The following is a 26,286-nucleotide window of genomic DNA, read 5'->3' on the forward strand; positions in this document are numbered from 1 at the left end:
CCGGTGGTGCAAGACTCCCCATGTGCCCAGTAGCCGCTGCCCGAGCACGCGGTTGCCGGCCTTCCGGCGGTGACGACGATCCTCTCGCGCGTCCCGCTGATGTGTACGGCCGATCCGTCCGTGATGCGAAGGCGTACGTATGTCCTCTGAACTCCCTGATTCTGCTGTTTCTCCGCCCACCGGAGCCGGTGAGTCCACCTCGGGGCCGAGTCGGCGCACCGTCATCGCCACCGGTGTCGCGGTGGGCGGTGTCGTGGTCGCTGGAGGATCGTTCCTGGCCGGTGGCGAGGAGGCGACCGCCACGGGAGCGGCGGCCCCTTCCAGCCGTGTGTCCCTGGCGGTGGCGGCACGCGTCGGACGGTGATGGTCGACAATCGCACCTCGCTGCTGGACCTGCTCCGGGAGCACCTCGACCTGACCGGGTCGAAGAAGGGCTGCAACGCGGCCTGCGGGGCGTGCACCGTGCTGGTCGACGGGCAGCGGGTCAACTCCTGTCTGACGCCGGCGGTGCGGCTGGAGGGCGCCGAGGTCACCACCATCGAGGGCCTGGCCGAGGGGGATCAACGAGGCCACCACAGATCAGGCACGCCACCCACCACAACGGTCGCGCGGCGGGCGTCTGTCGTTCCGGCCCAACCGATGGCCCGTGCAGGAATTACCAGGGTGTGATCAATCAGCGAGAAACATTCGATTCCCGAGCCTCACACGCGGGCCCGGACGCGAAAAGAGGAGAAATGCATCCAGGAAGAAAAACGTCCGATGCCGCCAGTCGGCAGGCTTTGGCCTGTTGGTGACGTGAGTCAGCCGAAGAGGGCAACCACTCCATTGACCCAGATCGCGAGGAACGCAAGGGCCCCCACCAGGCAGCCGACGCCCGCCAGCACGCCGCCGGCCGTCCACGGCTCGGACGGCGTCTCCTCGTACGTCTCCTCCAGGCCGTCCTGGTAGGAGGCGGGGTCGTCCCAGTCGACGGGGTGCCCCAGCTCCTCGGCGCAGGCGGTCCGCACGGCGACCAGCTGCCGCTCCGCGAAGGAGGTGGCGGCCATGGCCTCGGGGCCGCGCCAGGCGAGGGCCTTCATCCGCCGCCCGGGAGACTCGTGCCGCGTCTCGAAGGCGGCGGTCTCGTCGGCCTTGCGGTCCTCTTCGAGGTACATCCAGCGTCCGGCCTCGGCGGCATCGCCGTAGAGCCGGTACACCTCGGCCAGACGCCGACGGAGCGTCAGGTCGTACGGGAAGGATGAGACGAGACCGCGCAAACGCTGGCGCGCGACGGGAACCCGGCCGGCAGCCAGGTCTGCATCGACTCGGGCAAGGGTCTCACTCAGTGGCATGAACACATGATCGGGTGCCGCACTGATCCACGTCGACCTGGTTTCTCGCTCATCGCTCAGACAGCCCCGCCGGAGCGGTCAGGAGTTGAGGAGTTTGCGCTTCTGGTCCTCGAACTCGGCTTCGGTGAGGACGCCCCGGGTCTTGAGCTCGTCGAGCTGCTTCAGCTGTTCGATCTTGCTGGTCATGTCGGGGGCCTGCTGAGCCGCGGGCGCCTCGGCAGGGTACGCCGGTTGCGGTGTGGGCTCCGGGTTTCCCTGCTGTGCCGCCCATCGCCCCTGTTGGCGGCGGGATACGCGGTTCGATACGGCGGTAGCGGTTCCGGCGACGACGGCCGTGCGGGCAACCCCTCGGAGGAGTCCAGGCATGGTGATCTCCCTTCTCGTTTCCCCCTGCCCCCGCTCTCAGGGCGCGGTTTCCGCCGCGTCCAGGGCGGCCAGGACCGCGGGCACCGGGATCCTCCCGGAGGCGACCAGTTCGGCACCGCCGCGTCGCAGCGCGGCGGCGAACGGGGCGGCCCAGAGATTCTCGTAGATCAGGACGCCCGCGGAGTTGCCGGGTTCCAGGGCGGCGGCTGCTTCCACGAGGTCGTCCTGGCCCAGCAGGCCGGAGGACGCTCCCTCGAAGACGGCGAGGTCGAGTTCGCCGTCGCCGGTGAGATCGCCGATCTCCAGGCCGGTCACGGATCCGTCGGCGTCCTTCCTGATGAACGTCAGATCGAGGATCCGGATGAGGCCGCGGTCCACCAGATCGATCAGGAGGGGGAAGCCCTCGCCGGTCATTCGGTTGCCGGGGAACTCGACGACCAGATAGTCGATCGGTCCCATCGCGCCGGATGTGTCGACTTCATCGAATGTGTCGCTCACGGCGTCACCTTCTGGGCTCGTGTCTGCTCCCCCATGCCATTGCATCACCGCATCGCTGCGGCCGCACGTCGTGCGCGGTTCACCCGTCGGGCGCACACGGGTCGCGGGTTCCGCGGCGCACGGATCTTCTGGTGCCATGGCGCACACAGGCGACGAGCCGCTCTCGAACCGGGAACGCAGCGAACTGGATGACCTGCGGCACCGCGTAGGTGCCCTGGAGAGTGGCGGCCACTCGCACGCGGCACGGCACCACTACTTCCGGTCCACGGGTTCCGTCCTGCTGATCCTCTTCGCGGCGCTGCTGTCGCTGCTGTCCGTCATCGCGGTCTGGGCGAACAGCATCGTGCGGGACACCGACCGCTACGTCGCCACGGTGGGACCGCTGGCCTCGAACCCGGATGTGCAGAAGGCCGTCACCAACCGGGTCACCGACGTGGTGCTGGCGCGGATCGACGTGAACGCGCTGGTCAAACAGCTGCAGGACGCCGTGTCGGAGAAGGGCGTGCCGCCGAAGGCGGCCCAGCTGGTCGGCAACCTGGACGGGCCGATCACGAGCGGTCTGAAGCAGTTGGTCAGCGGCACCGTGGAGCGGGTGGTCAGCAGCAGTGCCTTCGAGAAGGTCTGGGTGGAGGCCAACCGCAGGGTGCACTCGTCCGTCGACAAGGCCCTGACGGGCGAGGGCGACGGCGCGGTCTCGCTGAAGAACGACCAGGTGGCCATCGACGTGGCCCCGATCGTCGCCCAGGTCAAGGAGCGGTTGGTCGGCGCCGGCCTCGGAGTCGCCGCGAAGATCCCGGACGTCCACACGGACTTCGTGGTGGTCCAGTCGAAGGACATCGGCAAGATCAAGACCTATATGAGGGTCCTGGAGATCATGGGCAGCTGGCTGCCCCTCATCGCCCTGCTGGTGGCCGCGGCGGGGGTGTACACCGCGTTCAACCGCCGGCACGCGCTGATCGGGGCCGGGTTGGCGGTGTTCCTGGCCATGCTGGTCCTCGGGATCACCCTCACCGTCTTCCGGGACATCTACCTCGACCATCTGCCCTCCGGGGCGTCCCCGGCCGCCGCCGGTGCTGTGTACGACGCGCTGATCAGGTTCCTGCGCGCCGGTGTACGGGCCCTCGGCGCCGTCGCCCTCATCGTCGCCGTGGGCGCCTTCCTCAGCGGCCCGTCCCGGGTCGCGGTCCTCGTCCGCAACGGCTGCCGCAGGAGCATCGGCGCCCTGCGCGACGTGGCGGTCTCCGAAGGACTTCGACTCGGGGCGGTCGGACGGTTCGTGCACCGCTTCAAGCGCTGGATCGGGGTCGCGATCCTGGTGGTCGCCGCGATCGTCCTGTTCACCTGGACCTACCCGACCACGATGGTCGTGGTGTGGACCACGGTCATCGTGCTGGTGGGCTTCGCGATCCGTGAATTCCTGGACGGCGGCCCCGGCTCACGCGCCGACCCGACGGCCGGCGGGGCTGCTCGCTGACGTGTGGCGAGACGGGGGCCCGTACTGCCTCGGCTCGCCGGGATGCCGTTCGGCGCATCGCCGCCGAGCTGAACGACGCCGGCCCGTTGGACGCGGTCATCCACAACGCCGGCGTGTGGAGCGGGCCGGCGGTCATGCCGGTCAACATCATCGCCCCGTACCTGCTCACGGCCCTGCTGCGCGGACCGCGACGGCTGGTCTACTTGAGCAGCGACTCGCACTTCGGTGGACAACCCCGGCTGGACGGCGTCGACTGGCGCGGCGAGAGCGCGGGCTCGTACTCCGACAGCAAGCTGTACGTCACGGCGCTCGCTGCCGCAGTGGCCCGGTTGCGTCCCGGTGTGCTCAGCAACGCGGTCGATCCCGGCTGGGTGCCGACCAAGATGGGCGGTCCCGGCGCACCGGACGACCTGGAGCTCGGGCATCGCACACAGGAGTGGCTCGCCGCCAGCGATGAACCCCAGGCACTGACGACCGGCGGGTACTGGTACCACGGCGAGCGAACGCAGCCGCACCGGGCAGTGCACGACGAAGCGTTCCAGGACCGCCTCCTGCAAACGCTGGCCGAAGAGACGGGCCTCGACCTGTGAGGGCCGACCACCGACCGCACATCCTGGCCGCCGCTAGGGCACGTCAGAGTGGCGGCCAGGATGTGCGGTCGCTGGTGGGCCCGTTGGACGACTTCCTCACCGCGCCCCTTACCGTCGCCTCCTGCGTCGTCGGAGCGGCGGGGCGCCAGCCCAGCTCCGGTGCGATCAGGTGTCGTGTGTCGTGCAGGATCTGTTCGTACTCCTCGCGGTGGAACTCGTACGGCAGCTCCAGGCGCAGCTCCGACACTTCCGCGACGGCGGGGTCGGCGGCGAGTTGTTCGAGGATCTACTCGGCGGTTCCCACCACGTCGGGGGCGAACAGGGTGCGTTTCGGGCCCTGGGGTGCCAGGGTCCGTTCGTGGCGGCTCGCGGCGTAGGCGCGGTAGCGGGCCCGGCCGGCCGCGTCGGCGCTGTCGAAGGGCACGATCACCCGGCCCAGCGCCACCCGTGCCGTAAGGTCCGCCCCCTTCGTGGAGAGCGTGCGGCGGTACGCGGTCAGCAGGTTCAGCTGGGCCGTGGTGAAGTCGTCGGTGCCCTCGCCGGTGACGATGTTGCCCGACAGCAGGCTCAGGCCGTTCTCGGCGGCCCAGCCGGCCGAGCGCAGGCTGCCGCCGCCGTACCACAGGCGCCGCGCCAGATCGGGGTTGTGCGGTTGCAGGCGGGGGCGCTGGACGTTGCCCGGTGAGTGGATGACCGTGTCCGGGTCGCCGAGGTAGTCGCCGCGCAGGTGGTCGACGACGCGGGCGATCCTGCCATAGGACAGGTCGAAGCCGCGCCAGTCGCCGTCGTACACGAGGTCTCCGAGCAGGTCGGCGTGCGGCATGCCGGTGCTGAAGCCGATCTGGAGCCGCCCCTGGGACAGGACGTCGGCCAGCGCCAGGTCCTCGGCGAGGCGGAAGGGGCTCTCGTAGCCGATCGGGATGACCGCGGTGCCCAGTTCGATCCGCTCGGTGCGCTGGCCGGCCGCGGCGAGGAACACGGCCGCCGAGCCGACGCCGTGTTCGAGGTGGCGCTGGCGGATCCAGGCGCCGTCGAAGCCCAACCGCTCGCCGTACCCGAACAGTTGGAGAGTCTCCTCCAGACCGGTGTACGGGTCGTCGTCGGCGAAGTTGCCCGGGGTGAGAAAGGCCAGTGAGGTGATCGTGGGAGTGCTCATGTGACGCCGGTCCTCAGCTCGGGGTGGGCTCGGCGGCGGGGGCGGGGACGCGACCGCCGGGGATCACCGCGAGCAGCTCACGGGTGTACTCGTGGTGGGGGCTGGTGAACAGTTCCTCCGGTGGGCCGGTCTCGACGATCCGGCCGGCCCGCATCACGGCGACCTGGTGCGCGATCTGCCGTACGACGGCCAGGTCGTGGGAGATGAAGAGGTACGCCACGCCGGTGTCGGCCTGCAACTCGGCCAGCAGGTCCAGGACTTGGGCCTGCACGGACACATCGAGCGCGGAGACCGGCTCGTCGCACACCACCAGGTCGGGGGAGAGGGCGAGGGCGCGGGCGATCGCCACCCGTTGGCGCTGGCCGCCGGACAGCTCCGCCGGCCGGCGCTCAAGAGTGGCGACCGGAAGTGCCACCTGGTCGAGCAGTTCACGGGCCCGGGCGAGCCGGGACGCGCGGTCGCCGACCTTGAAGGCGCGCAGCGGTTCGGTGATCACCTCGGCTATGGAGAAGCGCGGGTCGAGCGAGGCGTACGGGTTCTGGTAGACGAGCTGGGCGCGGCGGCGCAGCTCTCTGGCCCGGGCACCCTTGGCGGTCGTGACGTCGGTGCCGTCGAACAGGATCTGTCCGGCGGTCGCGTCGGCGAGGCGCAGTACCAGGCGGGCGAGGGTGGACTTGCCCGAGCCCGACTCGCCGACCAGGGCGAGGGTCTGGCCGCGACGGAGGGTGAAGCCGGCGTCGTCGACCGCGCGCAGGCTCCGGGGGCCGTCCCCGGTGCGGGGGAGCCTGAACTCCTTGACCAGGTTGCGTGCTTCGACCAGGGGCGCCGTCGTGTCGGCCTTCGGCTCGGAGACCGGGGTGCGGGGGCGGGCGGTGGCCAGACTCGGGGCACTGGCCAGCAGATGCCGGGTGTACTCGTCCTGCGGGTCGGCCAGGACCTCCTGGGTGCGGCCCGCCTCTACGACCCTGCCCCGGGACATGACCACGAGTCGCTGTGCCCGGTCGGCGGCGACCCCGAGGTCGTGGGTCACCAGCAGGATCGCGGTTCCCGACTCCTCGGTGAGGCGCTGGAGATGGTCGAGGATGACTGGTTGCACGGTGACGTCGAGCGCGCTGGTGGGCTCGTCGGCGATGATCAGCTCGGGTTTCGCGGCGATGGCGATGGCGATCAGGGCGCGTTGTCGCATGCCGCCGGACAGTTCGTGCGGGTACTGCCGTGCGCGGGTGGCCGCGTCGGGCAGTCCGGCCCGGTCCGGGAGAACGTCTCGACGAGCAGCAGCCCCACCCAGAACGTCGGGACGGACACCCCGAGCGGAGGCAGTGACAGTAGCAGCTGCCGCAGCCAGCGCTGGGTTGTGTAGGTGGCCAGCACCGCCAGACCACCGCCGAGGTCCACCGCGAGCAGCAGCGCCGCGCCGGTCAACTGCAGGGTCTGCGGCAGCGCGTCGGTCAGCGTCGAGGCGACCGGGCGCCCGATGGACACCGAGTCGCCGAAGTCCCCGCGCACGGCCCGCCCCAGGGACTCGCCGTACTGCACCAGCACGGGCTTGTCGAAGCCGTACTCGTGCCGCAGGGCGGCGATCTGATGCGGGTCGACCTGCCCCGAGTCCATCCCGGCACTGGCCATCGCGGTGACCGGGTCGCCCGGCAGAAAGTCCAGCACCAGGAACGAGACCGTGTACGCCGCCCACAGCACGCCGACCGCCTGCGCGAGCCGTTTGATTACATAGCGGCGCATGCGTCAGCCGATCCAGGTGTCGTGCAGCTGGAGCCGGCTGGAGGCGTCGAAGTTCAGGTCGTGCACCTTCTTCGACACGCCCAGTTGGGTCTGGAGCTCCACGACCGGCACGTAGTAGGCGTTCTGCACGATCAACTGCTGTGACTGGCCGATCAGTTGCTTGCGCTTGGCGGTGTCCGTGGTCGCGGCCTGCGCGGCCAGGGCCGTGTCCAGGCCGCTCGTCGGCACGCGGTAGAAGTTGGCCAGCTTCGTGGAGAAGGAGCTGCGCAGGATGTCCGGGTCGGCACGGGTGACGTTTCCCCAGGCCGCGTCGTAGTCGCCCGACTGCAGCGTCGGCGCCAGCTGGGTTACCTGGAGCTGCTTGAGGGACACCTGGACGCCGACGGCCTTGAGCTGCTGCTGGATCAGCTCCAACGCGGGCTGATTGGTCGCGGCGTTGGGGATCCAGTCGATGGTCAGACTGAGCTTCTTGCCGTCCTTGGTGCGGATGCCGTCGCTGCCGGTCTTCCAACCAGCCGCGTCCAGCAGGGACTTGGCCTTGGCCGCGTCGGTCTTCAGGTCCGGGGCGAGGCTGGTGTAGTCGGGGGTGGTGTGGGCGAGGATGCTGGTGGCCGCCTGGGTGCCGGTCGGGAACACGGTGTCGGCGATCTGCCGGCGGTCGACGGCGTGCAGGATGGCCTGGCGCACGCGCGCGTCCTTCAGGATGGGCCGCGAGTTGTTGAGGCCGAGGCCGAACACGACGCCGGGGTTGGCCCGTCGCTGGAGGGTGACCTGGCCGCCCTTGAGCGCTGCCTCGTTGGCCTTGCCGACGCTGCTGATCGCGTCGACCTGGCCGGACTGGTGACTGCCCGCCCGTACACCGGCCTCCGATACGACCTTGAAGACCAGCTTGTCCAGGTAGGCCTCGCCCTTCTTGGTCCACAGCGAGGACCCCCAGGCGTATCCGGTGCGCTGGGCGAGGGTGAGCGACTGGTTCTGCACGTACTGCTTCAGCACGAACGGCCCGGAACCGGTCACGCCCTCACTGCACTTCTGCTGCGGGGCCTTCTTGACACTGGCCGAGGACTCGATGCCCAGCGAGTGTGTCGAAGTGGCTTGCAGGAACTGGGCGTTGGGCTGTTTGAACGTGACCTTGAGGGTGAGCGGATCGACTGCCGTGGTGCTCTCGACGCCGCTGAGATAGCCCTGGGCAAGGGTGCCGAGCGCGCCGAGCCGGGGCACCGCGTCGAAGTTGTCCTTGACCACCTGAGCGGTCAGCTTCGACCCGTCGCTGAAGGTGACGCCCGAGCGCAGATGGAAGGTGAACGTCGTGGCGTCGGAGCTGACGTCCCAGCTCTTCGCCAGCCATGGCACGATCTTGCCGGTTCGGGGTCCTGGTCCGTCAGGGAGTCCACGATCTGGCGCACCGAGTAGATGGTCTCGTTGCTGGCGACCTGCTGAGGGTCCACGCAGCCGGCGTCGGAGCCCACCGCGAAGGTCAGGGTGCCGCCGGACCCGGGCTGTCCGGTGCCGGTGCCGGAATCGCCGCCGCCCGATCCGCAGGCGGTCAGCAGAACACTGGTGGTGACAAGGGCGGTCCATGCCGCCCACCGGGCGGATCCGACATCGGGAAGTGCAGTCATGGAGGGCTTCTCCTACTCGTGTCACCCGGACGGATGCCGTACGCGGCATGGCCGTACGTGGGCGTGCGGCGGGGATCACGGGAAACGGGGCTCAAGGACAGACGGAGATCAGGCGCAGGCGGGCGCGGCGGCAGCGGGTGCCGAACGGCGAGCAGCGGGGGGAAGGTCCGTCAGGCCCGACACAGACAGCTGGTCGAGCGCTCGAGGTCGATGTGACGCCGGCGAGAGAGCCGGGAGAACACGGTGGCGTCGAGGAAGCGGACGCTGAGATCACCACCGTGCCGCATACCGGGCCTCCACATTTCCGGCCCCTGTCACGGGGCCACGCGCTTGCGGAGATCGTCGGTGATCCCGCCGGGCTTTCACCTGGAGCACCCCACCGCGGGGGAGGGTTGCCGGTCAGCGAGCCAGGGCTTGACGCTGACACTCAATGCCGTTCGTGATCGTACGGAGGGCTCTTGTCGTACGTCAATGCCGCAAATCGGCGTGCTGCGGGGGCAGTCGGGGCGGCTCACCGGGTCCGGCTCAGGAACCGCCGCGCTCGCGGGGGAGTTTCAGGCCGGCCTCGATCGCCACCGGCAGCCGGTTCTCGGCCGGGGGCAGCGGGCAGGTGGCCAGGTCCGTGTAGGCGCACGGCAGGTTCGCGGCGCGGTTGAAGTCCAGGACGACCGTACCGTCGGCGGTGGGCGGCTCCAGGGCGAGGGACCGGTTGGCGGCGTAGGTGGTGACCCCGGAGGTCGCGTCGGTGAACAGCACCATCAGTCGGCCGGCGCCATGGCCGGGGAACGCGGTCAGCGACAGCGGGCGCCCGTCCAGCTCGAACTCGATCCTGCCCGGAGCGTCGTACACATGCTCAAGGCCCTCGACCGCGGCGCCCACGGTGGTCGGTCGTGGTGTGTCGAAGGGGATGTAGCGGCCCGTCACGGACCAGCGCGGGTCGGGGGCGTAGGCGGGTGTTCCGGTGAAGGCCGTGCGCAGCGGCGCGTCGGGGTGCCGGGGGCGGACGATGTCGTGCCCGCCGCGCTTGGCGACCTCGATGACGGCGTCTCCCCATACGGCGTCGACGCCGGTGCGTTCGGGAAGCACGCCGAAGCGGTGTTCTCCGTGCACCGGCGTTCCGTCGACGAGCAGTTCCTCGCCGTCGTCGAGGTCCACGACCACCCCGTCCGGGCCGGTGCGCCACGCACCGGGCGCGTCCGGGAAGCGCTGCGGCCGGTCGTCGAGCCAGTGCAGGCCGGTGATCGACAGGAACCCGTGCGGGTCGGCGAGCCGGGCCTCCTGCGCGCGGTACCACTCCAGCCAGGTCTCGGTGAAGGCATGGAAGTCGGTCTTGGTGGCCTCGGTGGTCATGGGTTCTCCTTCGTCACGCGTGCGTGAGTGCGGGGTTCAGGGTGCCGGTGGGGTCGTCGACGGCCCCGGCGGTCGGACGCGTCGGGCGCTCCTCGCGCAGCCATGTCAGCCCGCCTGCCGTTGCTCCCGCGCGGAGCGGTGCGTGAGGGGAGCGCGCAGGCCGAGGTTCTCGCGCAGGGTGGTGCCGGTGTACTCGGTGCGGTAGATCCCGCGTTCCTGCAGTTCCGGGACGAGCAGGTCGACGATGTCGTCGAGGCCGTCGGGGATGAGGTACGGCGTGACGTTGAAGCCGTCGACCGCGCCGTGCCGCACGAAGTGGGCGAACTTGTCGGCCAGGCCGGACGGGGTGCCGACGTGCCCGCGCTGCGGGCCGAGCGCGATGACGGTCTCGCGCAGCGACCAGCCGTTGGCCTCCGCCTTCGCCCGCCACTCGGCCACGACCGCACGCGGGTCGGCGATGCGCCGGGCCCCGAAGGAGCCGTCGTTCTCGGCGACGACCGGATCCTCTTTCGGTAGCGGCCCGTCGGCGTCGCGGTCGGACAGGTCGAAGCCCCACAGCAGTCCGGCGATCCCCAGCGCCGTGGCGGGCGTGACCTGTTGGAGCCGGATCCAGCGCTTCTTCTCCTGCGCCTCCTCCTCGGTGGCGCCGATGATGATCTCGGTGCCCGGCAGGATCCGCAGGTCGTCGTCGGGCCGCCCGACCGCCCGCAGCCGGCGCCGGATGTCCTGAGCGAAGGCAAGGGCGTCGTCGAAGTCGTTGCCGTGTGCGGAGAAGATGACGTCGGCGTTGCGGGCGGCGAAGTCGCGTCCCTCACCGGAGTCACCGGCCTGGAAGATCACGGGGTGCCCCTGGGCGCTGCGGGGCAGGGTGGGATCGAGATCGATGTCGAACTGCGGTCCGTGGTGCCGTACTTGGCGTACGGCACCGGGCGCCGACCATTGCGCTGCCCCTGCGGAGTCGGCGATCGCTCCGTCCTGCCAGCCGTCCCACAACGCGCGGGCCACGGCGAGGAACTCCTCGGCGCGGCGGTAGCGGTCGGCGTGGTCGAGGTAGCCGCCGCGGCGGAAGTTGGCGCCGGTCCAGGCGTTGTCCGTGGTCACCACGTTCCAGCCGGCCCGGCCTTCGGAGAGCAGATCGAGCCCGGACAGGCGGCGGGCCAGATCGGCGGGCTCGTTGAAGGTGGAATTGGAGGTGGCGACCAGCCCGATCCGGCGGGTGACCGCGGCCAGTGCGGCGAGCTGGGTGATGGCGTCCGGCCGTCCGGCCACGTCGAGATCGTGGATCCTGCCGTCGACCTCGCGCAGCCGCAGCCCCTCGCCGAGGAAGAACGCGTCGAACAGGCCCCGTTCGGCGGTCTGGGCGACCCGTCGGAAGCAGGCGGGGTCGATCTGGGAGCCGCTGTCGGGGGCGGACCAGATGGTCCAGTGGTTGACGCCCTGGAAGAACACTCCGAAGTGCAGCCGGGCGTGCGGGCGGGGGACGTCGAGGGGATCGGTGCGGGTCATCGGGCGTCCTCCTGGGCGGTCGTGGCAGCGGCGGCGAAGCGATTGGCGGGGCGCTCCAGACCCAGGGCCGAGCGCAGGGACGTACCGGGAAGCGGACGGGCGACGAGGCGCCGCTCGGACAGGGCCGGCAGCACGAGGCGGGACAGGACGGCCAGGTCCTCGTCCAGCACTAGCGGATGCAGCCGTACGCCGTCGATGTGACGGCTCAACTCTGCTAGCAATGCGACCAGTTGGGCCGCGGAGCCGATGTGTCGCAGCCGGCCCCGGTCGGTCCACGCCGCGTGCCGTTCCAGGTCGGCGACGCGCTCGGCGGCCGTGGCCTCCCGCGTGTCCAGCGCCACCTCGACCTCGGCGAAGAGACGGGGCGTACCGGCGGCGGCGGAGGCCGCGGCGAGCGACGCGAGGTCACGGCCCTCGACGAGAGCGACGTCCAGCTGCGCGGCGGGAACCCGGTCCGGCCTGCCCAGGACGACCAGCTGCCCCTGAGGCGGGCGCGGCACGATCGCCGGGCCCTTGACGGCGTAGGTCTCGCCCGTGAAGTCGATGTAGTGCAGCCGCTCGCGGTCGAGGTAGCGGCTGGTGGCCACGGACCGGATGACCGCGTCGTCCTCCCACGAGTCCCACAGGGCGCGGGCCACCTCCACGCCGTCCCGGGACTCCCGGGCCCGTGCGGCGGAGTCGGCGATCAACGGCCGCCCCCAGGCACCGGCCGCCTCGGGGCGCTCCTCCTCCGTCACCACCCACCCGGCGCGACCGGCGGAGATGTGGTCCAGGGACGCCAACTGGCCGGAGACATGGAAGGGTTCGGCGTAGGTGACCGGGACGACCGGTGCGATGCCGATGGTGCTCGTGGACGCGGCGACGAAGGCCGCTCGCTCCACGGCGCCGATACGGCCCACCGGATCCGGTGAGACGCCGGGCGGCAGCACGCCGTCGTGCAGGGTGACCAGCGTGAACCCGGCGTTCTCGGCGACGGCGGCGACCTGGGCCACGCGGCGCGGTGTGAGCAGCTGATCGGGGGAATGGGCGGCGCGGCGCCAGGCCGCGGGGTGTGCGCCGTCGCCGTCGATCTCGACGGCGAGGTGCAGGGCGGGGCCGGTCAAGGGGGTTCCTTCCGGGAAACACGGGACTCGCGGCCACAGGGCCACGACGAGACAGCCGGCAGGATGGCCGGCCGGGGTCAGACGTGTACGGAAGGACAGACGGCGGAGGAGGTACGGCAGTAGTCGACATGCCGCCGGGTGATGAGCCGCGCACAGCTGCACGCACCGCGCGATACCGCGCCCCGTACGTGCATCACAGCCTCCAGCTGTCAGGAACTTTCCCTTTCAACGTACGTCGCACGCCCCGGTGAATGTCAAGGTCGAAGAGGGCGGACGGGCATCTCGTGCGCCGGGACGCATGGTGGACGCATCAATTGCGTTGTGCTTTGATCCGGGCCACGGAGACCGTCGGCACGGCACGCACGGTGCTGCTCGACCCGTTCTGGGTGAGCCGCCGCGCCGACCAGTTCGACCAGGTCTGTCGCTGATCGCTGTTCGACGGCTCGCCCCAGTCATCCACCACACCTCACGCCCTGGGGAGCACGATCAGCCAATGCTTCCGGGAGAAGACCGCGCCGCCCGGCGGGTGCTGCTGGTGTGCATGGCCGCGGGCGCCACGACTCTGGTCGACCAGGCCGTCCTGAACATCGCGGTCCCGAGCATGCGCCAGTCGATCGGAGCCACCGGGGCGGACGTCCAGTGGATCGTGGCCGGATACTCGCCGGCCTTCGGCCTGGCCCTCGTCCCCGGTGGCAGCCTCGGTGACCTGCACGGCCGCAAACGGCTCTTCATGGTCGGGGTGGCGGTCTTCCTCCTGGCCGGGGTGACGGCTGCGACGGGAGGACGGCCGGGGACCCTGATCGGGGCGCGGCTGGTGCAGGGTGCCGCGGCCGGGATCGTCAACTCGCAGGTGATCGGCACCATTCAGGACGTCTTCCGCGGTGTGGCCCGCGGCCGTGCGCTGGGTCTGTACGCGTCACCGGCGGCGTGGCCACGGCCCTCGGCCCGCCCCTCGGCGGTGCGCTCGTCGCCGGACTCGGCCCCGAGGCGGGCTGGCGGTGCTGCCTGTTGCTGAGCTCACCGTGCGCGGTGCTCAGCAGGCCGCGCTCCTCGTAGAACCGCAGGGCCCGTGGGGTGGTCCCGGCAGCTGCCGCCGCGTCTCCGATTCGCATCCGACCTCGCCTCGGTTCGTGTCACCGGTCCGGCAGCTCCACCACTACGGTGCCGAAGTGCCGTCCCTCGAACAGTTCCTGCAACGCCTGAGGGGCCCGTTCGATGCCCGGAATCCGCACATGCGGGAAAGAGATCTCACCGGAGCGCAGCCAGCCGCCGAACCGCTCGGCCCACTCCTGCGCCACCTCGGGATGATCGATGCCGCTGTAACCGCGCAGCGTGACCCCCAGGTTGATGACGCGGAAGGTGTCGATCTCCACCGGAGCGCTGTCACCGTCCCGGTGCGGTGACAACTGGCCGGACAGCGCGCCGACGAGCGCGAAGCGGGCGCCGCGGCGCGCCCCCGTGAGCGCCGCTGTCAGGTGCCCGCCGCCCACGGTGTCCACCAGGACGTCGATGCCTTCGGGTGCCGCCGTGCGCAACTGCCGGGCGAGCGTGGGGGATCGGTCGCCCGGCACCAGCACCGCGTCGTAGCCCAGGTCGGTGCGCAGCCGCTCGGCCTTGGCCGGAGAGCGGGTACTGCCGATGACCTTCCCGGCACCCAGCAGCCTGGCGACCGGACCGGCCAGGGTTCCCACCGCGCCCGCCGCCCCGGTGACGAGGACCGTGTCGCCGGGACGGATGTCGGCGAGCCGGGTGAGCGCACCGTAGGCGGCCGACCCCGACGACAGGTGGGCGACCGGATCCGGCAGCACATCGCCGACCGGGGTGCAGTCGGCTGCGGCCACCAACGCGTGCTCGCGCCATCCCCACAGATGCGTGACGGTGTCTCCCGGCTGCAGCGGGCTGTCCGGACCCGCGCCGACGACCTCGCCGACAGCGGGGCCGAACAGCACCTCACCGACGTTGATCGACGGCAGCGGCACTCCCTCGGGTGCGCCTGTGATCAGGGTGCGCAGCCCGGGGAACACCAGGAAGTACCGGCTGCGCACGAGGACTTGTCCGGGGCCCGGCGTCGGCAGTGGCTGTGCGACGACGGAGAAATGCTCGGGGCCGGGCAGCCCCTCGGGGGCGGTGGCGAGCTGGATCTCGCGGGTGGTGGAGGGCAGGGGAGTAGCCATGCGGTGGGGCTCCTGTTCGGGAGAGGCGAAGCAGGCCGGCCGGGACGACCGCCGGTGCGGGCGCGCAGACGTTAGCCCCTGACGCGCGCGTCAAAGGCAAGTGAGGCAAGTACGGCTGCCCGCGGTGTCCACGCCGGCCCCGTGTCCGCAATGCAAGATCTGTCCGGAAGGTTATTGACCAACGTGGTGGACCTCTGCTGAACTCCGGTGCCATGAACCCGCGCGTGGAACTCACTCGGCGGCGCCACATCGACCTGGCGCACGTCTCCAGCGCGTTTTGTTGTCGCTGACCCGGTAAGAGGTCCCCGGCGGCAACCGGAGCGCACCGACGGTGCGCGTCCGGCGGAGGCGGTCCGTAACCGCCCGTAATGCAGTGCCGTCCCGTGGGCTCGCCGTGTCCGCCTCCTGAGCGACTGCTCCCGCGACCTCACCTCCCGCGCTTCCGCACGGGCTGTGATCCGGTCCCACCTGCGTCGCCGTCGCACCGACTGCCCGGTCTCCCGTCGACCGGCTCGCGAGTCGGCCGTTCACTCACACTCTCCGCTCTCCGCTCTCCGCATCCCGCTCTTCGCCCTCGCCCTCCGCACCCGGCACGGAGCACCCAGCACTCAGCTGTGCGCCCACCTCTCCGAGAAGGACTCCCTCATGCCGCTGTCCATCCGCAAGCTCACCGGCCGTATCGGCGCGGTCGTGGAGGGCGTCGACCTCACGGCGACCCCCGATCTCTCGACGGTCACAGCGCTCCGTGACGCCCTCAACGAGCACAAGGCGATCGTCTTCGATCAGGTCGACCTCGACAACGCCGGCCAGGAGCGCGTGGCCCGGTGGTTCGGGGACCTCACCACCGCCCACCCCAACGTGCCGGCCGCCGACGGCACGACGAACGTGCTCGCCGTCGACAGCGCGACATCCAAGGCCAACGAGTGGCACACGGACGTCACCTTCGTGGTCAACCCGCCGCAGCTCACCACGCTCCGGTCGATCGTGACCACGCCGTACGGCGGCGAGACGCTCATCGCCAACGCCGCCGCGGCCTACCGCGACCTGCCGGAACCGCTGCGCGCCCTCGCGGACACGCTGCGCGTCGTGCACACCAACCAGTACGACTACGCCCGCCCTTCGGCCACGACGGCACAACGGCAGGAGTACGACCGCCTCTTCGTGTCGGCGCCGTACGAGGCGGAGCACCCGGTTGTGCGCGTGCACCCCCTGACCGGTGAACGAGGGCTGTTCATCGGCGGGTTCGCCAAGCGGATCGTCGGCCTGTCGAGCAGCGAGTCGGCCGACCTGCTGCGCATCCTCCAGGCGTACGTGACGCGTCCGGAGAACATCCTTCGCTGGGCCTGGTCCCCGAACCAGCTGCTGATCTTCGACAACCGGATCACCCAGCACTACGGGGTGGACAACTACGACGACCACCCGCGCCGCCTCAACCGGGTGACGGTCGCCGGAGAGGTGCCGGCCGGTGTCGACGGCCGCCGCAGCGAGCAACTCCTCGGCGACGCCTCCCACTACAGCAGCGTGCTGGCGGTGGCCGCATGACCGAGGTCCGCATCCCGGCCCGGGCCGTCATCAAGAGCCCGGCCGTCGAGACGACGAGAGCGCGGGAACGCGAGGTGTTCCTCCCGCGTGACGCCCGCCGCCGGACGACTGGGCTCACCGCGCTCCGCGAACGCCTGCGCTGGCCGCTGGGCATCTACACGACCCCGGTCGTGATCCTCATCGCCTGGGAGATACTCGCCCGGACCGCGGTGGTGTCGAAGACCTATGCTCCGGCGCCGACCTCGATCGTGAAGTCTGCCGCCGATCTGTGGCAGCAAGGCGTCCTCGGGCCGGACCTGGCCATCTCGCTGCAGCGGGCCGGCATCGGTCTCGCGATCGGACTGACGGTCGGCATCGTCGCCGGAGTGCTCGGTGGGCTGCTGCGCAGCGGCGAGTACCTGTTCAACGGCCTCGTACAGGTGCTCAACACCATCCCGCTCCTCGCGGTGCTGCCGCTGATGATCGTGTGGTTCGGCATAGACGAGCTCACGAAGGTGCTGTTGATCTCCTTCGGGGCCGGTGTCCCGATGTATCTCAACCTGTTCGCCGCGATCCGGGGCGTCGACCAGCGGCTGATCGAGATGGCCCGCACGACGGGCGCGGGCACCTGGCGCCTGGTGACGCGGGTGCTGGTGCCCGGAGCGCTGCCGGGGTTCCTGGTCGGTCTGCGGTTCTCCCTCGCGTACAGCGTCCTGGGCCTGGTCGCCGCCGAAACTGTCAACGCCGACAAGGGACTTGGCTTCCTCATCACCCAGGGGCAGACCTATCTGCAGACCAACCAGGTCTTCGTGGGGCTGGTGATCTACTCGCTCCTCGGTCTGCTCGCCGATCAGTTCGTCCGGGTTCTCGAGCGGGTGCTGCTGCGGTGGCGACCCAGTTATGAGGCGTCATGAGCAGCACCGTCGCGACGGACCTCCGTCGGCAGACCGGGGCCGTCGTCGAGCAGGTGGTCCGTCGGTTCGGCGACCGGGTGGTGCTCGACCACCTCGACCTCACCATCGCCGACGAGGAGCTGGTGATCCTGCTCGGCCCCTCGGGCTGCGGGAAGAGCACCCTGCTGCGGCTGCTCGCCGGACTGGACCGGCCCGACGCGGGGCGGGTCGAGGTCCCGGCACGGCGGGCGATCGTCTTCCAGGCCGACCGGCTGCTGCCGTGGCAGCGGGTGCTGCCCAACGTCACGCTCGGCCTGCACGGCCCCGACGCGGAGCAGCGGGCCCTCGACGTCCTCGCCGAGGTCGGGCTCGCGGGCCGTGAGAAGGCGTGGCCCAAGGAGCTCTCCGGCGGCGAGGCCCAGCGGGTGTCACTCGCGCGGGCCCTGGTGTCGGAGCCCGAACTGGTGCTGCTCGACGAGCCGTTCGCGGCCCTCGACGCCATCACCCGGCTGCGCATGCACGACCTCGTACGGGCCCTGCGGACCAAGCATCACGCGGCCATGCTGCTCGTCACCCACGACGTCGACGAGGCGATCGCCCTGGCGGACCGCATCGTCGTCATGAGCAACGGCCGCATCGGCACCTCGCACGAGGTGCACCTCTCGGCCGCGAACCGCGAATCGAGCGTCGCACGAGAGGAAGTCCGCGCCCGGCTGCTGGAGGACCTCGGCCTCGCCGGCCAGCACTGACTTTTCTCCCCGACCCCTCACCCAGCACAGAAGGCACACCACATCCCATGCGTAAGACCATGCGTAAGAGAACCAGCAGACTCATCGGCACCGTTGGCTCGCTCGCCCTCGCGAGCACCCTCGTCGCCTGCGGATCGTCGTCGTCGGACACGGCCGCGCCGCTGAGCAACGCCGCCGACGCGAGCGACGCCAAGCACCCCGAGTGGAGCAAGTACACCTTCACCATCGGCGACAACGGCGGCGACGGCAGCCAGGAGCTGGCGAAGGTCACCGGTGTGTTCGACAACGCGCCCTACAAGGTGAAGTTCGCCCGCTTCACCTACGGCCCGCCGCTCGTGCAGGCGGCGGCCTCGGGCGACATCGACCTCGGCAGCGTCGGCGACGTACCGCCGATCACCGGTGCCGCGAAGGAGTACGGCTTCAGGGTCGTCGCCGTCAACCGCTCGCTCACGCCCGACCAGGCGGTGGAGAACATCATCGTGCCGAAGGGCTCGAAGCTGAGGACGGCCGCCGACCTCAAGGGCAAGAAACTCGCTGTCCCGCAGGGCAGTTCGGCCCACGGTCTGGCCCTGAACGCGCTGAAGAGCGTCGGCCTCACCCCCAAGGACGTGAAGCTGGTCTTCCTCGACCCGGCGGCCGGCGCGACGGCGTTCAACACGGGCAAGGTGGACGCCTGGTCGATCTGGAACCCGCAGTCCGCGATCGCGGTCAAGAACGGCGCCCGGATCCTGGTGAAGGGTCTCCCGCCGATCGACCAGACCAGCAGCTACTACGTCGCCAGTGACGCGTCGCTGAAGGACAAAACCAAGCGTGCCGCTCTCACGGACGTGTTGAAGAGGCTCTCGCGGGAGTTCGCCTGGGCCGTCAAGAACCCCGAGAAATACACGCAGGCGCTCTCGAAGGAGCAGGGCATCCCGCTGGCCGACGCCAAGGCATCCCTGGCCGCCTACTCGAACCGGGTGACCCCGGTGGAGCAGACGGACATCGCACTGGAGCAGAAGCTCGCCGACGCCTTCCTGGAGGCCGGTCAGATCACCAAGAAGGTCGACGTCGAGTCGATCACCGACAACCTTCTCCCGGCCGGCTACGACAGCTCCACGCTGAAGGTCACCTCATGAGCACGGGACGGCGGCAGCTGCACCTCAACGCCTTCCTCATGGAAGCGGGCCACCACGAGGCGGCGTGGCGGCTCCCGCACAGTAACCCCCGGGCCGACTTCGACCTGCGGCACTGGATCGAACTGGCACAGCTCGCCGAGAGCGCCAAGTTCGACTCCCTGTTCCTCGCGGACGGGCCCGCCCTCATCGGCACCGGCGAGTTCCGGCCGCCCGGCCAGCTCGAACCACTGACCCTGCTGACCGCGCTCTCCCAGGCGACGAGCAGGATCGGCCTCATCGCGACCGTGTCGTCGACCTACAACGAGCCGTACAACCTCGCCCGCCGGCTCGCGTCCGTCGACCACGTCAGCGGCGGCCGCGCCGGCTGGAACATCGTCACCTCCGCCGGGGCAGACGAGGCCGCCAACTTCGGCCTCGACAACCGCCCCGACCACGCCGAGCGCTACGCCCGCGCCGACGAGTTCCTGAAGGTCGCCAAGGCGCTGTGGGACAGCTGGGAGTCCGAGGCCGTCCTCGCGGACAGGTCCACCGGACGCTACGCCGACCCCGAGCGGCTGCACCGCATCGGCCACCAGGGCAGGCACTTCAAGGTCGCAGGCCCGCTCAACATCGAGCGCCCACCGCAGGGCTATCCCCTGCTCGTCCAGGCCGGCTCCTCCGAGGACGGCAAGGACTTCGCGGCCCGCCACGCCGAGGCGATCTTCACCGCCCACACGACGTACGAGCGGGCGGCCGCCTTCTACGCCGACATCAAGGCACGGGCCAGGGCCGCGGGCCGCGACCCGGACGGCGTGATCGTCCTGCCCGGCATCGTCCCCTACATCGGGTCGACCGAGGCGGAAGCCCGGGCGCTCGCCCGGCAGTTCGACGAGCTGCGCGTCCCGGAGTACGGGCTGCGCCAGCTGGCCGCCGTGTTCGAGACCGAGGCCTCCGTCTTCCAACTCGACCAGCCCCTGCCCGACTTCATCCTCGCCAGGCCGAAGCTGGAGGGCACACAGAGCCGTTCCGACCTGATCATCGATCTCGCGGTGCGCGAGCGGCTGACGGTCCGCCAGCTCATCTCCCGGCTCGGCGGCGGGCGCGGTCACTTCGAGTTCGTCGGCACGCCCGAGCAGGTCGCGGACACGATCATCGCCTGGTTCGAGGGCGGAGCCGCGGACGGCTTCAACATCATGGCCCCCGCCCTGCCGTCGGGCCTCGCGGCCTTCGCCGAACACGTCCTGCCGATCCTGCGCGGCAAGGGGCTGTTCCGCGAGGAGTACGACGGCACGACCCTGCGCGAGCACTACGGGCTGGCGGTCCCGGCCAACCAGTTCCATGGCTGACCCGCTCACGACTCCCGCCGCTTCCCGGAGCGGCGGGGGTCCGCCCGCCCTGCGGGTCGAGGGGCTCCGCAAGACGTACGCGGACGGCTTCACCGCGGTGGCCGGACTGGACCTGGAGATCCCGGAAGGCGCCTTCTTCGGGCTGCTCGGCCCGAACGGAGCCGGGAAGACCACCCTGATCGGCTCGGTGTGCAACATCGTCCGCCCCACCGCGGGCACGCTCTCCGTCTTCGGCCACGACCACCGCAGCCGCCAGGCCCGCAGGCTGCTGGGTCTGGCCTCGCAGGAGATCAACGTCGACCGGTTCCTGTCCATCCGGCAGATCCTGATCTACCACGCCGGCTACCACGGCATCGGCCGGAGGACGGCCGCCCGGCGCGCGGACGAACTGCTCGTCCTGTTCGGCCTCGACGACAAGGCCGACGTACGCGCCTACGAACTGTCCGGCGGCATGCAACGGCGCCTCGTCCTCGCGCGGGCCCTCATGCACCACCCCCGCCTGCTCATCCTCGACGAGCCGACGGCCGGCGTCGACGTCGAGCTGCGCTCGCAGATCTGGCGGATCGTCAAGGGCCTCAACGCCGCAGGCACCACTGTCCTGTTGACAACCCACTACCTGGAGGAGGCGGAGACCCTGTGCGACGAGATCGCCCTGCTGCGCGGGGGCCGGATCGTCGACCGCGGCTCCGCCGCCTCGCTGCGCACGCGGTACGCGGCCCGGGACATCTCGGAGGTCTACAACCGGGTGATCACGGCGGAGGGGGTCACCACATGAGCGGCACCGAGACCCCGGCCCTCCCGGCGTACGACGAACCCTTCGAGGCGGAACGCGCACCCTTCTTGTGGCTCCTGGAGCGGGAGGTGCTGCGCTTCCTGACCATCTGGCGCTACAGCGTCGTCGGCCCGGTGCTGTCGACCGTGCTGTTCGTCGTCGTCTTCGGAACGGCCCTCGGCTCGCACGTCGACACGATCGACGGTGTCGGCTACGGCAGCTTCATCGTGCCCGGCCTCTTCGCCCAGGCGATCGTCAACGTCGGCTTCTTCAACGGGACGACCAGCCTGTTCGAGGCCCGCCGCGACCAGTACATCAACGACGTGTACGCGAGCCCGCTCCGATGGTGGGAGATCAACGCGGCACTGGTGGGCGGCGGCATCGCCCGAGGCGCCGTGGTGGGCACGGGTGTCCTGGCCGTGGCCCTGCCGCTCACCCACGGCCACGCTCCGGCCCGCCCCCTCGTCCTGCTGCTCGGCACCCTCGGACTGCTTCTCGTCGCCGCACAGGTCGGAGTCATCGCCGGCGCCCACGCCAAGTCCCTCGACCACGTCTACTCCATGGAGTCGATCATCCTGCTGCCGCTGGGCTTTCTCGGCGGCGTCTTCTACTCGGTCCATCAACTGCCCCCGTTCTGGGACGCCGTGAGCCACCTCGACCCCGTCTTCTGGCTGGTCCAGGTCGAACGCATCGGGTTCCTCGGCCAGGGCGATGTCGGCGCGGGCCCGGCCCTCGCCGTGGTCTGGGCCCTCGCGGTGGCGCTGACAGCCTGGTCGGCCGCGCTGTTCGCCACCGGCCGCCTCAAGCCCTGAACACCGCACGCCGAGCGGCTCAAGGCCCGCAACCTCTCCTACGAGGCCGTCGCCAAGTCCGAGGTCGACCCGCCCGGGCTACCGCTCGACAACTCCTGACCGTCCCGAGCCGGGGACCGGACCACCACCCGCGGTGAAGTCCCCCCGACGAACATCCCGAGCCGCGCACCGGAGACCGCCACACCATGACCATCATCGCCCTGGACTCCAACTCCCCGCACATCCTGGACAACCCCGCCTGGGCCGCGCTCACCGGCCCGCACGCCCACTTCGCCGAACGCAAGGGCCACGCGATCCGATACCACCCCGATGTGGCCCCCTTCCACGCCGTCTCCGACGAGGACGACCCGCGCTCCTGGGACGACCTCGCAGCCCTCGTCGGCCCCGGCGGCACCGCCTCGGTGCGGGGCGTGACCGAGGCACCGGAGGGCTGGGAGGTCGTGCGCACCGGACACGGCGTCCAGCTCGTGGACACCGGCCTGCGCGCGGAGCCCGACCCCGAGGCCGTACGACTCGGCCCCCACGACGTGCCCGAGATCCTCGACCTGGTCGCCCGCACCCAGCCGGGCCCCTATCTGCCCCGCACCGTCGAACTGGGCACCTACCTCGGCATCCGCCACCACGGCCGGCTGATCGCCCTGGCCGGCGAGCGACTGCATCCGCCCGGCTGGACCGAGATCAGCGCCGTGTGCACCGATGCCGCCCACCGCGGCCGGGGCCTGGCCACCCGCCTGGTCCGCGCGGTCGCCGCCGGCATCAAGGAGCGCGGCGAACGCCCCTTCCTGCACGCCGCGGCCACCAACGCGAACGCGATCCGGCTCTACGAGTCGATTGGCTTCACCCTGCGCCGCCGTACCGTCTTCTCCCTCGTACGGCACACCGGAGCCGCCGCGCTGGAAGAAACGGCATAGCCGTGCGGTTGGCCTTGTCGAGGGTGAGTGCAAGGTGAGTGCTCGGACCACTCGGACGGAGGTGCGGCACGTGACTCATGTACTCCGTGCCCTCCATCTCCACTCCCGGCCTCATATCGATCTCCTGCGCGTGTCCACCGCGCTCTGTTGTTCCTGACCCGTTCAGCCGCCCCAGCCGCCGTGCCCTGCGCATCCGCGGGCCGGCCCTCTCTACGGATCCCAGGAAGGCGCCTGCCCGTGTCCCCTTCTTCGTCCTCGCTGCCTCCGGCCTGCGACACCCACCACGAGCGGCGGGCGGCATCGTGAAGTTCCTCGCCATCACACTCATCGTGCACCGCCCGGATCCCGTCACCGGGGTCCAGAAGCCGACCCACGACCGCTTCCGCGAGGTCCTCGACAACGCGCTGCTCGCCGAGGAGTTGGGCTTCGACGGCTTCGGCGTGGGGGAGCGCCACGAGCGGCCGTTCATCTCCTCCTCGCCGACCGTCGTGCTCAGCCATGTGGCCGCCCTGACGAAGCGGATCCGTCTGTTCACGGCCGTCACGACGCTCAGCCTGCTCGATCCGGCCCGGGCGTACGAGGACTACGCCACCCTCGACCACCTCTCCGACGGGCGCCTCGACCTGATCATCGGCAAGGGCAACGGCGCCGCTCAACGCGACCTGTTCCACGTCACGCCCGAGGACCAGTGGGACCGCAACGCCGAGAGTTACGAGGTCTTCCGGAAGATCTGGCGCCAGGACAAGGTCACCGCCGGCACCCGCTTCCGTCCCCCGCTGACGGACGCCGAGGTGTGGCCGCGGCCGTATCAGCGGCCGGTCCGGGTCTGGCACGGCAGCGCGACCAGCAAGGAGTCGGTCGACCTGGCCGCCCGCTACGGCGACCCGCTCTTCTCGGCGAACGTCACCCACGCCATGGAGCGGTATGCCGAGTTGATCCGTCACTACCGCGAGCGCTGGGAGTACTACGGCCACGACCCGGCGGACATCGCCGTCGGCGCGGGCACGGCGGGCACCTACGTCGCGCCCACCTCCCAGGAGGCGCTGGCCGCGTACCGGCCGGTCTTCGAGTCCAACCTGGCGTTCTTCAGGAAGGCCGGCCTCCCGGTCGTCTTCGAGACGCTGGAGGACTTCGTCGAACGCAGCTCCGCTCTGATCGGGCGCCCGGAACAGATCGTCGACAAAGTGCACCGCTACCACGAACAGTTCGGGCACAGCGTGCTCCACCTGCAGGCCGACGCGAGCGGACTGACGGAGTCCCAGCACCGTGCCTCGCTCGAGCTGTTCCAGTCCAAGGTCGCCCCGGTGCTGCGCCACGAGATCCCGGACCCGCCGTTCGTGTGGGGACCCGTGCTTCCGGCGCCACCGCTCACCCAGGAGTCCGTCCATGTCTGATGTTGCCCTCGGCGTTCTCGACCTGGTGCCGATCCAGAAGAGAATCGTGGCGATCCGGGTCCCTGTCGTCAGCCGGCGGAGAAGTAATGGCCGTTGTCCAGATCGGCGAGCAGGCTGGGCTGAGCGGGTTCCCAGCCGAGGGTACGGCGGGTGACGAGGTTGGACGCCGGGTAGCTCTGCGTGACGATGTTCGCGAGGAACCCGAAGTATCCCGGCACCATCAGTACGTCCGAGGGAATGCTCACGACGGGCAGGCTCAGACGGCTGCCGATGGCCTCGGCGATCTCGCGGAACGGGATGCCACCGTCCCCGACCGCGTGCCAGTACTTGCCGGCCGGCCCCTTCTCCAGCGCCAAGCGGAACAAAGAGGCGACATCGCGGACGTGCACGGCGTTCCACAGGTTCGCGCCGTCTCCGGGGTAACCGACGAAACCCTTCTCCTTCGCCAGCGCGATCAGCGTGGGCAGGAAACCGGCACGATCGGTCGTGCTGTGCGCGATGTTGGCGATCCGCACGACCGAAGACCGCACTCCCTGCTCGGCGAGGCCGATCACGGCGGTTTCCACGACGTTGCGGACCCGCAGGGTGCCCTTGTGCTCATCGCCGCCGGGAAGGGCCGGGTCGTCCTCGGTGGCTGGCCGGCCCAGGTTCCCGGGCGAGCCTATGCTCCCCGCCGCGACCAGCGGCTTTCCCGTCCCCGCCAGTGCCTCGCCGTACGCGAGCATGATGGGGAGCTCCGCGGCGGCCACGGCGTCGAGCCCGCCGGAGGGAAGCAGGTCCTGCCGGTGTGCGACGTGGATGACGCCGTCGGAGTCCGCGGCCGCCTCCTTGAGCCCGTCGAGATCCTCCAGGTCCCCGCGACGCACCTTCGCGCCGAGCGCGGACACCGCCGCCGCGGCCGTGTCCGACCGGGCCAGGCCGGTGACCTCATGTCCGGCGGCGATGAGTTCGGGGACGATGTACGAACCGGAATGGCCGGTCCCGCCAGTGACGAAGACGCGCACGCTGCTGCTCCTTGTGAATGAGGTGGTGCGGGAAGTGGTGGTGCGGGTGCGCTCGGTGTGCCCCGTGCCCGGGGTTGGCGATGGCGATGGCGACCGTGCCGCACAGGGCGTCCCGGTACGCGCTCACCACCACCGCTGCAGCCGCGCCGGCGTGCGGCACGGTGAGGACAGCGATGTCCCTCGCAGTGCCGTCGCCGGCCGGCTGCTCGGCCCCGGGGCTCAGCCCTTGAATTCGTTGACGCCGAGGGCGAAGTCCCAGTGGCCGACCCCGTTGCCGGCGAGGCCCACTGTGACCAGGCCCATTCCTTCCAGCCAGTGCGCCATCTTCAGGCCGCCGACGTCCAGCGGGCGCAGCCCGAGGCTCTCGACGAATGCCGCCACGGCGGCCTTGGCCTGCGCGTTGTCACCGGCGATGAAGACGTTGGGCCGGCCCTCCTCCAGGACATTCCGGAAGATGGTGTTGAACGCCTTGACCACACTGGCGCCGGCCGGGGCCACCTTGGCGGCTTCCTGCGCGACCGAGGTCTCCTCGCCGTGGGCCAGTCCGTCGAACGTGGCGTTGAAGGGGTTGCTGATGTCGACGATGACCTTGCCCGCGAGGGCGGCTCCGTACTCGGCGACGACCGGTACGACACCGTCGGCCAACAGGGCCGTGATGACGATGTCCCCGGCCGGAACGGCGCCCCACGTGCCCGTCGTCACGCCGCCGCCCAGAGCCTTGGCCAGGTCATCGGCCTTGGACTGATCGCGTCCCATGACCTCGACGGTATTGCCGCCCGCCACAGCGAGCGTGCCGATGGCGCGGGCCATGTTTCCCGTACCGATAAGGGTGATGCTGCTCATGAGGTGTGCTCACTTCCTGTTTTTTAGGCGGCTCGCC

Annotated in this window: 25 protein-coding genes, 5 pseudogenes and 1 riboswitch; of the genes and pseudogenes, 14 read left to right on the forward strand and 16 right to left on the reverse strand. The window is 70.5% G+C overall.

Translation table 11 applies throughout. The features are described 5' to 3' along the window. Positions 1-139: 139 nt before the first annotated feature. Positions 140-564 (forward strand): annotated as a pseudogene (locus ACIRP7_RS21890) ((2Fe-2S)-binding protein); the annotation flags it as partial. Positions 565-800: 236 nt separating this feature from the next. Here ACIRP7_RS21890 and ACIRP7_RS21895 read toward each other — a convergent pair. From ACIRP7_RS21895 to ACIRP7_RS21905, 3 genes are all read right to left on the reverse strand, one after another. Further along, on the reverse strand, positions 801-1,331 hold the full coding sequence (locus ACIRP7_RS21895; RefSeq protein ID WP_403661960.1) for a DUF6584 family protein: 531 nt from the start codon (positions 1,329-1,331) through the stop codon (positions 801-803). Between the two features lie 78 nt (positions 1,332-1,409). Beyond that, on the reverse strand, positions 1,410-1,697 hold the full coding sequence (locus ACIRP7_RS21900; protein WP_403661963.1) for an SHOCT domain-containing protein: 288 nt from the start codon (positions 1,695-1,697) through the stop codon (positions 1,410-1,412). 36 nt (positions 1,698-1,733) lie between these two features. Next, positions 1,734-2,156 (reverse strand): DUF6325 family protein, encoded by a 423-nt coding sequence (locus ACIRP7_RS21905; RefSeq protein WP_403662690.1) that lies wholly within the window; start codon positions 2,154-2,156, stop codon positions 1,734-1,736. A 175-nt stretch (positions 2,157-2,331) separates the two neighbouring features. On the opposite strand from ACIRP7_RS21905, the gene ACIRP7_RS21910 reads away from it, so the two are divergent. Continuing rightward, a complete protein-coding gene (locus ACIRP7_RS21910; protein ID WP_403661966.1) occupies positions 2,332-3,669 on the forward strand; it encodes a hypothetical protein in 1,338 nt (445 codons plus the stop codon). Positions 3,670-3,755: 86 nt separating this feature from the next. Further along, a complete protein-coding gene (locus ACIRP7_RS21915; RefSeq protein WP_403661969.1) occupies positions 3,756-4,259 on the forward strand; it encodes a hypothetical protein in 504 nt (167 codons plus the stop codon). Positions 4,260-4,302: 43 nt separating this feature from the next. On the opposite strand, the gene ACIRP7_RS21920 is transcribed toward ACIRP7_RS21915, so the two are convergent. From ACIRP7_RS21920 to ACIRP7_RS21960, 9 genes and pseudogenes are all read right to left on the reverse strand, one after another. Continuing rightward, the gene (locus tag ACIRP7_RS21920; protein WP_403661972.1) at positions 4,303-4,506 is read right to left on the reverse strand and encodes a hypothetical protein; all 204 of its coding nucleotides are present in this window, start codon (positions 4,504-4,506) and stop codon (positions 4,303-4,305) included. A 39-nt stretch (positions 4,507-4,545) separates the two neighbouring features. Next, entirely contained in the window at positions 4,546-5,415 is an 870-nt protein-coding gene (locus tag ACIRP7_RS21925; RefSeq protein ID WP_403661975.1) for an LLM class flavin-dependent oxidoreductase, read from the reverse strand. A gap of 13 nt (positions 5,416-5,428) precedes the next feature. Continuing rightward, positions 5,429-6,670: pseudogene (locus ACIRP7_RS21930) on the reverse strand (ATP-binding cassette domain-containing protein); the annotation flags it as partial. Continuing rightward, positions 6,670-7,152: pseudogene (locus ACIRP7_RS21935) on the reverse strand (ABC transporter permease); the annotation flags it as partial. The pseudogenes ACIRP7_RS21935 and ACIRP7_RS21930, both read right to left, overlap by 1 nt. Before the next feature lie 3 nt (positions 7,153-7,155). Then, positions 7,156-8,774 (reverse strand): annotated as a pseudogene (locus ACIRP7_RS21940) (ABC transporter substrate-binding protein). Between the two features lie 170 nt (positions 8,775-8,944). After that, positions 8,945-9,076, reverse strand: a complete 132-nt coding sequence (locus tag ACIRP7_RS21945; RefSeq protein ID WP_403661978.1) for a putative leader peptide — start codon at positions 9,074-9,076, stop codon at positions 8,945-8,947. Between the two features lie 19 nt (positions 9,077-9,095). Beyond that, positions 9,096-9,209, reverse strand: a riboswitch (SAM riboswitch). 90 nt (positions 9,210-9,299) lie between these two features. Then, on the reverse strand, positions 9,300-10,124 hold the full coding sequence (locus ACIRP7_RS21950; RefSeq protein ID WP_403661981.1) for a DUF1684 domain-containing protein: 825 nt from the start codon (positions 10,122-10,124) through the stop codon (positions 9,300-9,302). A 105-nt stretch (positions 10,125-10,229) separates the two neighbouring features. Further along, positions 10,230-11,630: an NtaA/DmoA family FMN-dependent monooxygenase gene (locus ACIRP7_RS21955; protein ID WP_403661984.1), complete on the reverse strand. Its 1,401-nt coding sequence runs from the start codon at positions 11,628-11,630 to the stop codon at positions 10,230-10,232. Then, positions 11,627-12,733, reverse strand: coding sequence for an LLM class flavin-dependent oxidoreductase (locus ACIRP7_RS21960; RefSeq protein WP_403661987.1), 1,107 nt, complete (start codon positions 12,731-12,733; stop codon positions 11,627-11,629). The genes ACIRP7_RS21955 and ACIRP7_RS21960 overlap by 4 nt, the downstream gene beginning before the upstream one ends. Before the next feature lie 493 nt (positions 12,734-13,226). Here ACIRP7_RS21960 and ACIRP7_RS21965 point away from each other — a divergent pair, with 493 nt between their 5' ends. Continuing rightward, positions 13,227-13,748, forward strand: a complete 522-nt coding sequence (locus ACIRP7_RS21965; protein ID WP_403661990.1) for an MFS transporter — start codon at positions 13,227-13,229, stop codon at positions 13,746-13,748. Between the two features lie 19 nt (positions 13,749-13,767). Here the strand turns inward: ACIRP7_RS21965 and ACIRP7_RS21970 are convergent. Both ACIRP7_RS21970 and ACIRP7_RS21975 read right to left on the reverse strand, forming a co-directional pair. Further along, positions 13,768-13,845: pseudogene (locus tag ACIRP7_RS21970) on the reverse strand (MerR family DNA-binding transcriptional regulator); the annotation flags it as partial. Between the two features lie 21 nt (positions 13,846-13,866). Then, entirely contained in the window at positions 13,867-14,907 is a 1,041-nt protein-coding gene (locus ACIRP7_RS21975) for an MDR family NADP-dependent oxidoreductase (protein WP_403661993.1), read from the reverse strand. A 645-nt stretch (positions 14,908-15,552) separates the two neighbouring features. On the opposite strand from ACIRP7_RS21975, the gene ACIRP7_RS21980 reads away from it, so the two are divergent. From ACIRP7_RS21980 to ACIRP7_RS22025, 10 genes are all read left to right on the forward strand, one after another. After that, entirely contained in the window at positions 15,553-16,449 is an 897-nt protein-coding gene (locus ACIRP7_RS21980; protein WP_403661996.1) for a TauD/TfdA dioxygenase family protein, read from the forward strand. Beyond that, positions 16,446-17,342: an ABC transporter permease gene (locus tag ACIRP7_RS21985; protein WP_403661999.1), complete on the forward strand. Its 897-nt coding sequence runs from the start codon at positions 16,446-16,448 to the stop codon at positions 17,340-17,342. Before ACIRP7_RS21980 ends, ACIRP7_RS21985 begins: the two co-directional genes overlap by 4 nt. Continuing rightward, complete coding sequence (locus tag ACIRP7_RS21990) at positions 17,339-18,070, forward strand: ABC transporter ATP-binding protein (protein WP_403662002.1); 732 nt, start codon at positions 17,339-17,341, stop codon at positions 18,068-18,070. The genes ACIRP7_RS21985 and ACIRP7_RS21990 overlap by 4 nt, the downstream gene beginning before the upstream one ends. Before the next feature lie 59 nt (positions 18,071-18,129). Beyond that, entirely contained in the window at positions 18,130-19,188 is a 1,059-nt protein-coding gene (locus ACIRP7_RS21995; protein ID WP_403662005.1) for an aliphatic sulfonate ABC transporter substrate-binding protein, read from the forward strand. Then, entirely contained in the window at positions 19,185-20,513 is a 1,329-nt protein-coding gene (locus ACIRP7_RS22000; protein ID WP_403662008.1) for an LLM class flavin-dependent oxidoreductase, read from the forward strand. The genes ACIRP7_RS21995 and ACIRP7_RS22000 overlap by 4 nt, the downstream gene beginning before the upstream one ends. Then, positions 20,506-21,288, forward strand: coding sequence for an ABC transporter ATP-binding protein (locus ACIRP7_RS22005; RefSeq protein WP_403662011.1), 783 nt, complete (start codon positions 20,506-20,508; stop codon positions 21,286-21,288). Before ACIRP7_RS22000 ends, ACIRP7_RS22005 begins: the two co-directional genes overlap by 8 nt. Further along, positions 21,285-22,097, forward strand: coding sequence for an ABC transporter permease (locus tag ACIRP7_RS22010; protein WP_403662014.1), 813 nt, complete (start codon positions 21,285-21,287; stop codon positions 22,095-22,097). Before ACIRP7_RS22005 ends, ACIRP7_RS22010 begins: the two co-directional genes overlap by 4 nt. 185 nt (positions 22,098-22,282) lie before the next feature. Then, positions 22,283-23,008: a GNAT family N-acetyltransferase gene (locus tag ACIRP7_RS22015; protein WP_403662017.1), complete on the forward strand. Its 726-nt coding sequence runs from the start codon at positions 22,283-22,285 to the stop codon at positions 23,006-23,008. Positions 23,009-23,078: 70 nt separating this feature from the next. Beyond that, a complete protein-coding gene (locus ACIRP7_RS22020) occupies positions 23,079-23,165 on the forward strand; it encodes a putative leader peptide (RefSeq protein WP_403662693.1) in 87 nt (28 codons plus the stop codon). Between the two features lie 145 nt (positions 23,166-23,310). Beyond that, the gene (locus ACIRP7_RS22025) at positions 23,311-24,402 is read left to right on the forward strand and encodes an LLM class flavin-dependent oxidoreductase (protein ID WP_403662020.1); all 1,092 of its coding nucleotides are present in this window, start codon (positions 23,311-23,313) and stop codon (positions 24,400-24,402) included. Positions 24,403-24,470: 68 nt separating this feature from the next. On the opposite strand, the gene ACIRP7_RS22030 is transcribed toward ACIRP7_RS22025, so the two are convergent. Together ACIRP7_RS22030 and ACIRP7_RS22035 are read right to left on the reverse strand one after the other, a co-directional pair. Next, positions 24,471-25,406: an SDR family oxidoreductase gene (locus tag ACIRP7_RS22030; RefSeq protein WP_403662023.1), complete on the reverse strand. Its 936-nt coding sequence runs from the start codon at positions 25,404-25,406 to the stop codon at positions 24,471-24,473. A gap of 219 nt (positions 25,407-25,625) precedes the next feature. Beyond that, entirely contained in the window at positions 25,626-26,249 is a 624-nt protein-coding gene (locus ACIRP7_RS22035; protein ID WP_403662026.1) for an NADPH-dependent F420 reductase, read from the reverse strand. Between the last annotated feature and the right edge of the window lie 37 nt (positions 26,250-26,286).

This window comes from Streptomyces sp. NPDC102270 (assembly GCF_044766405.1).
GTDB lineage: Bacteria > Actinomycetota > Actinomycetes > Streptomycetales > Streptomycetaceae > Streptomyces.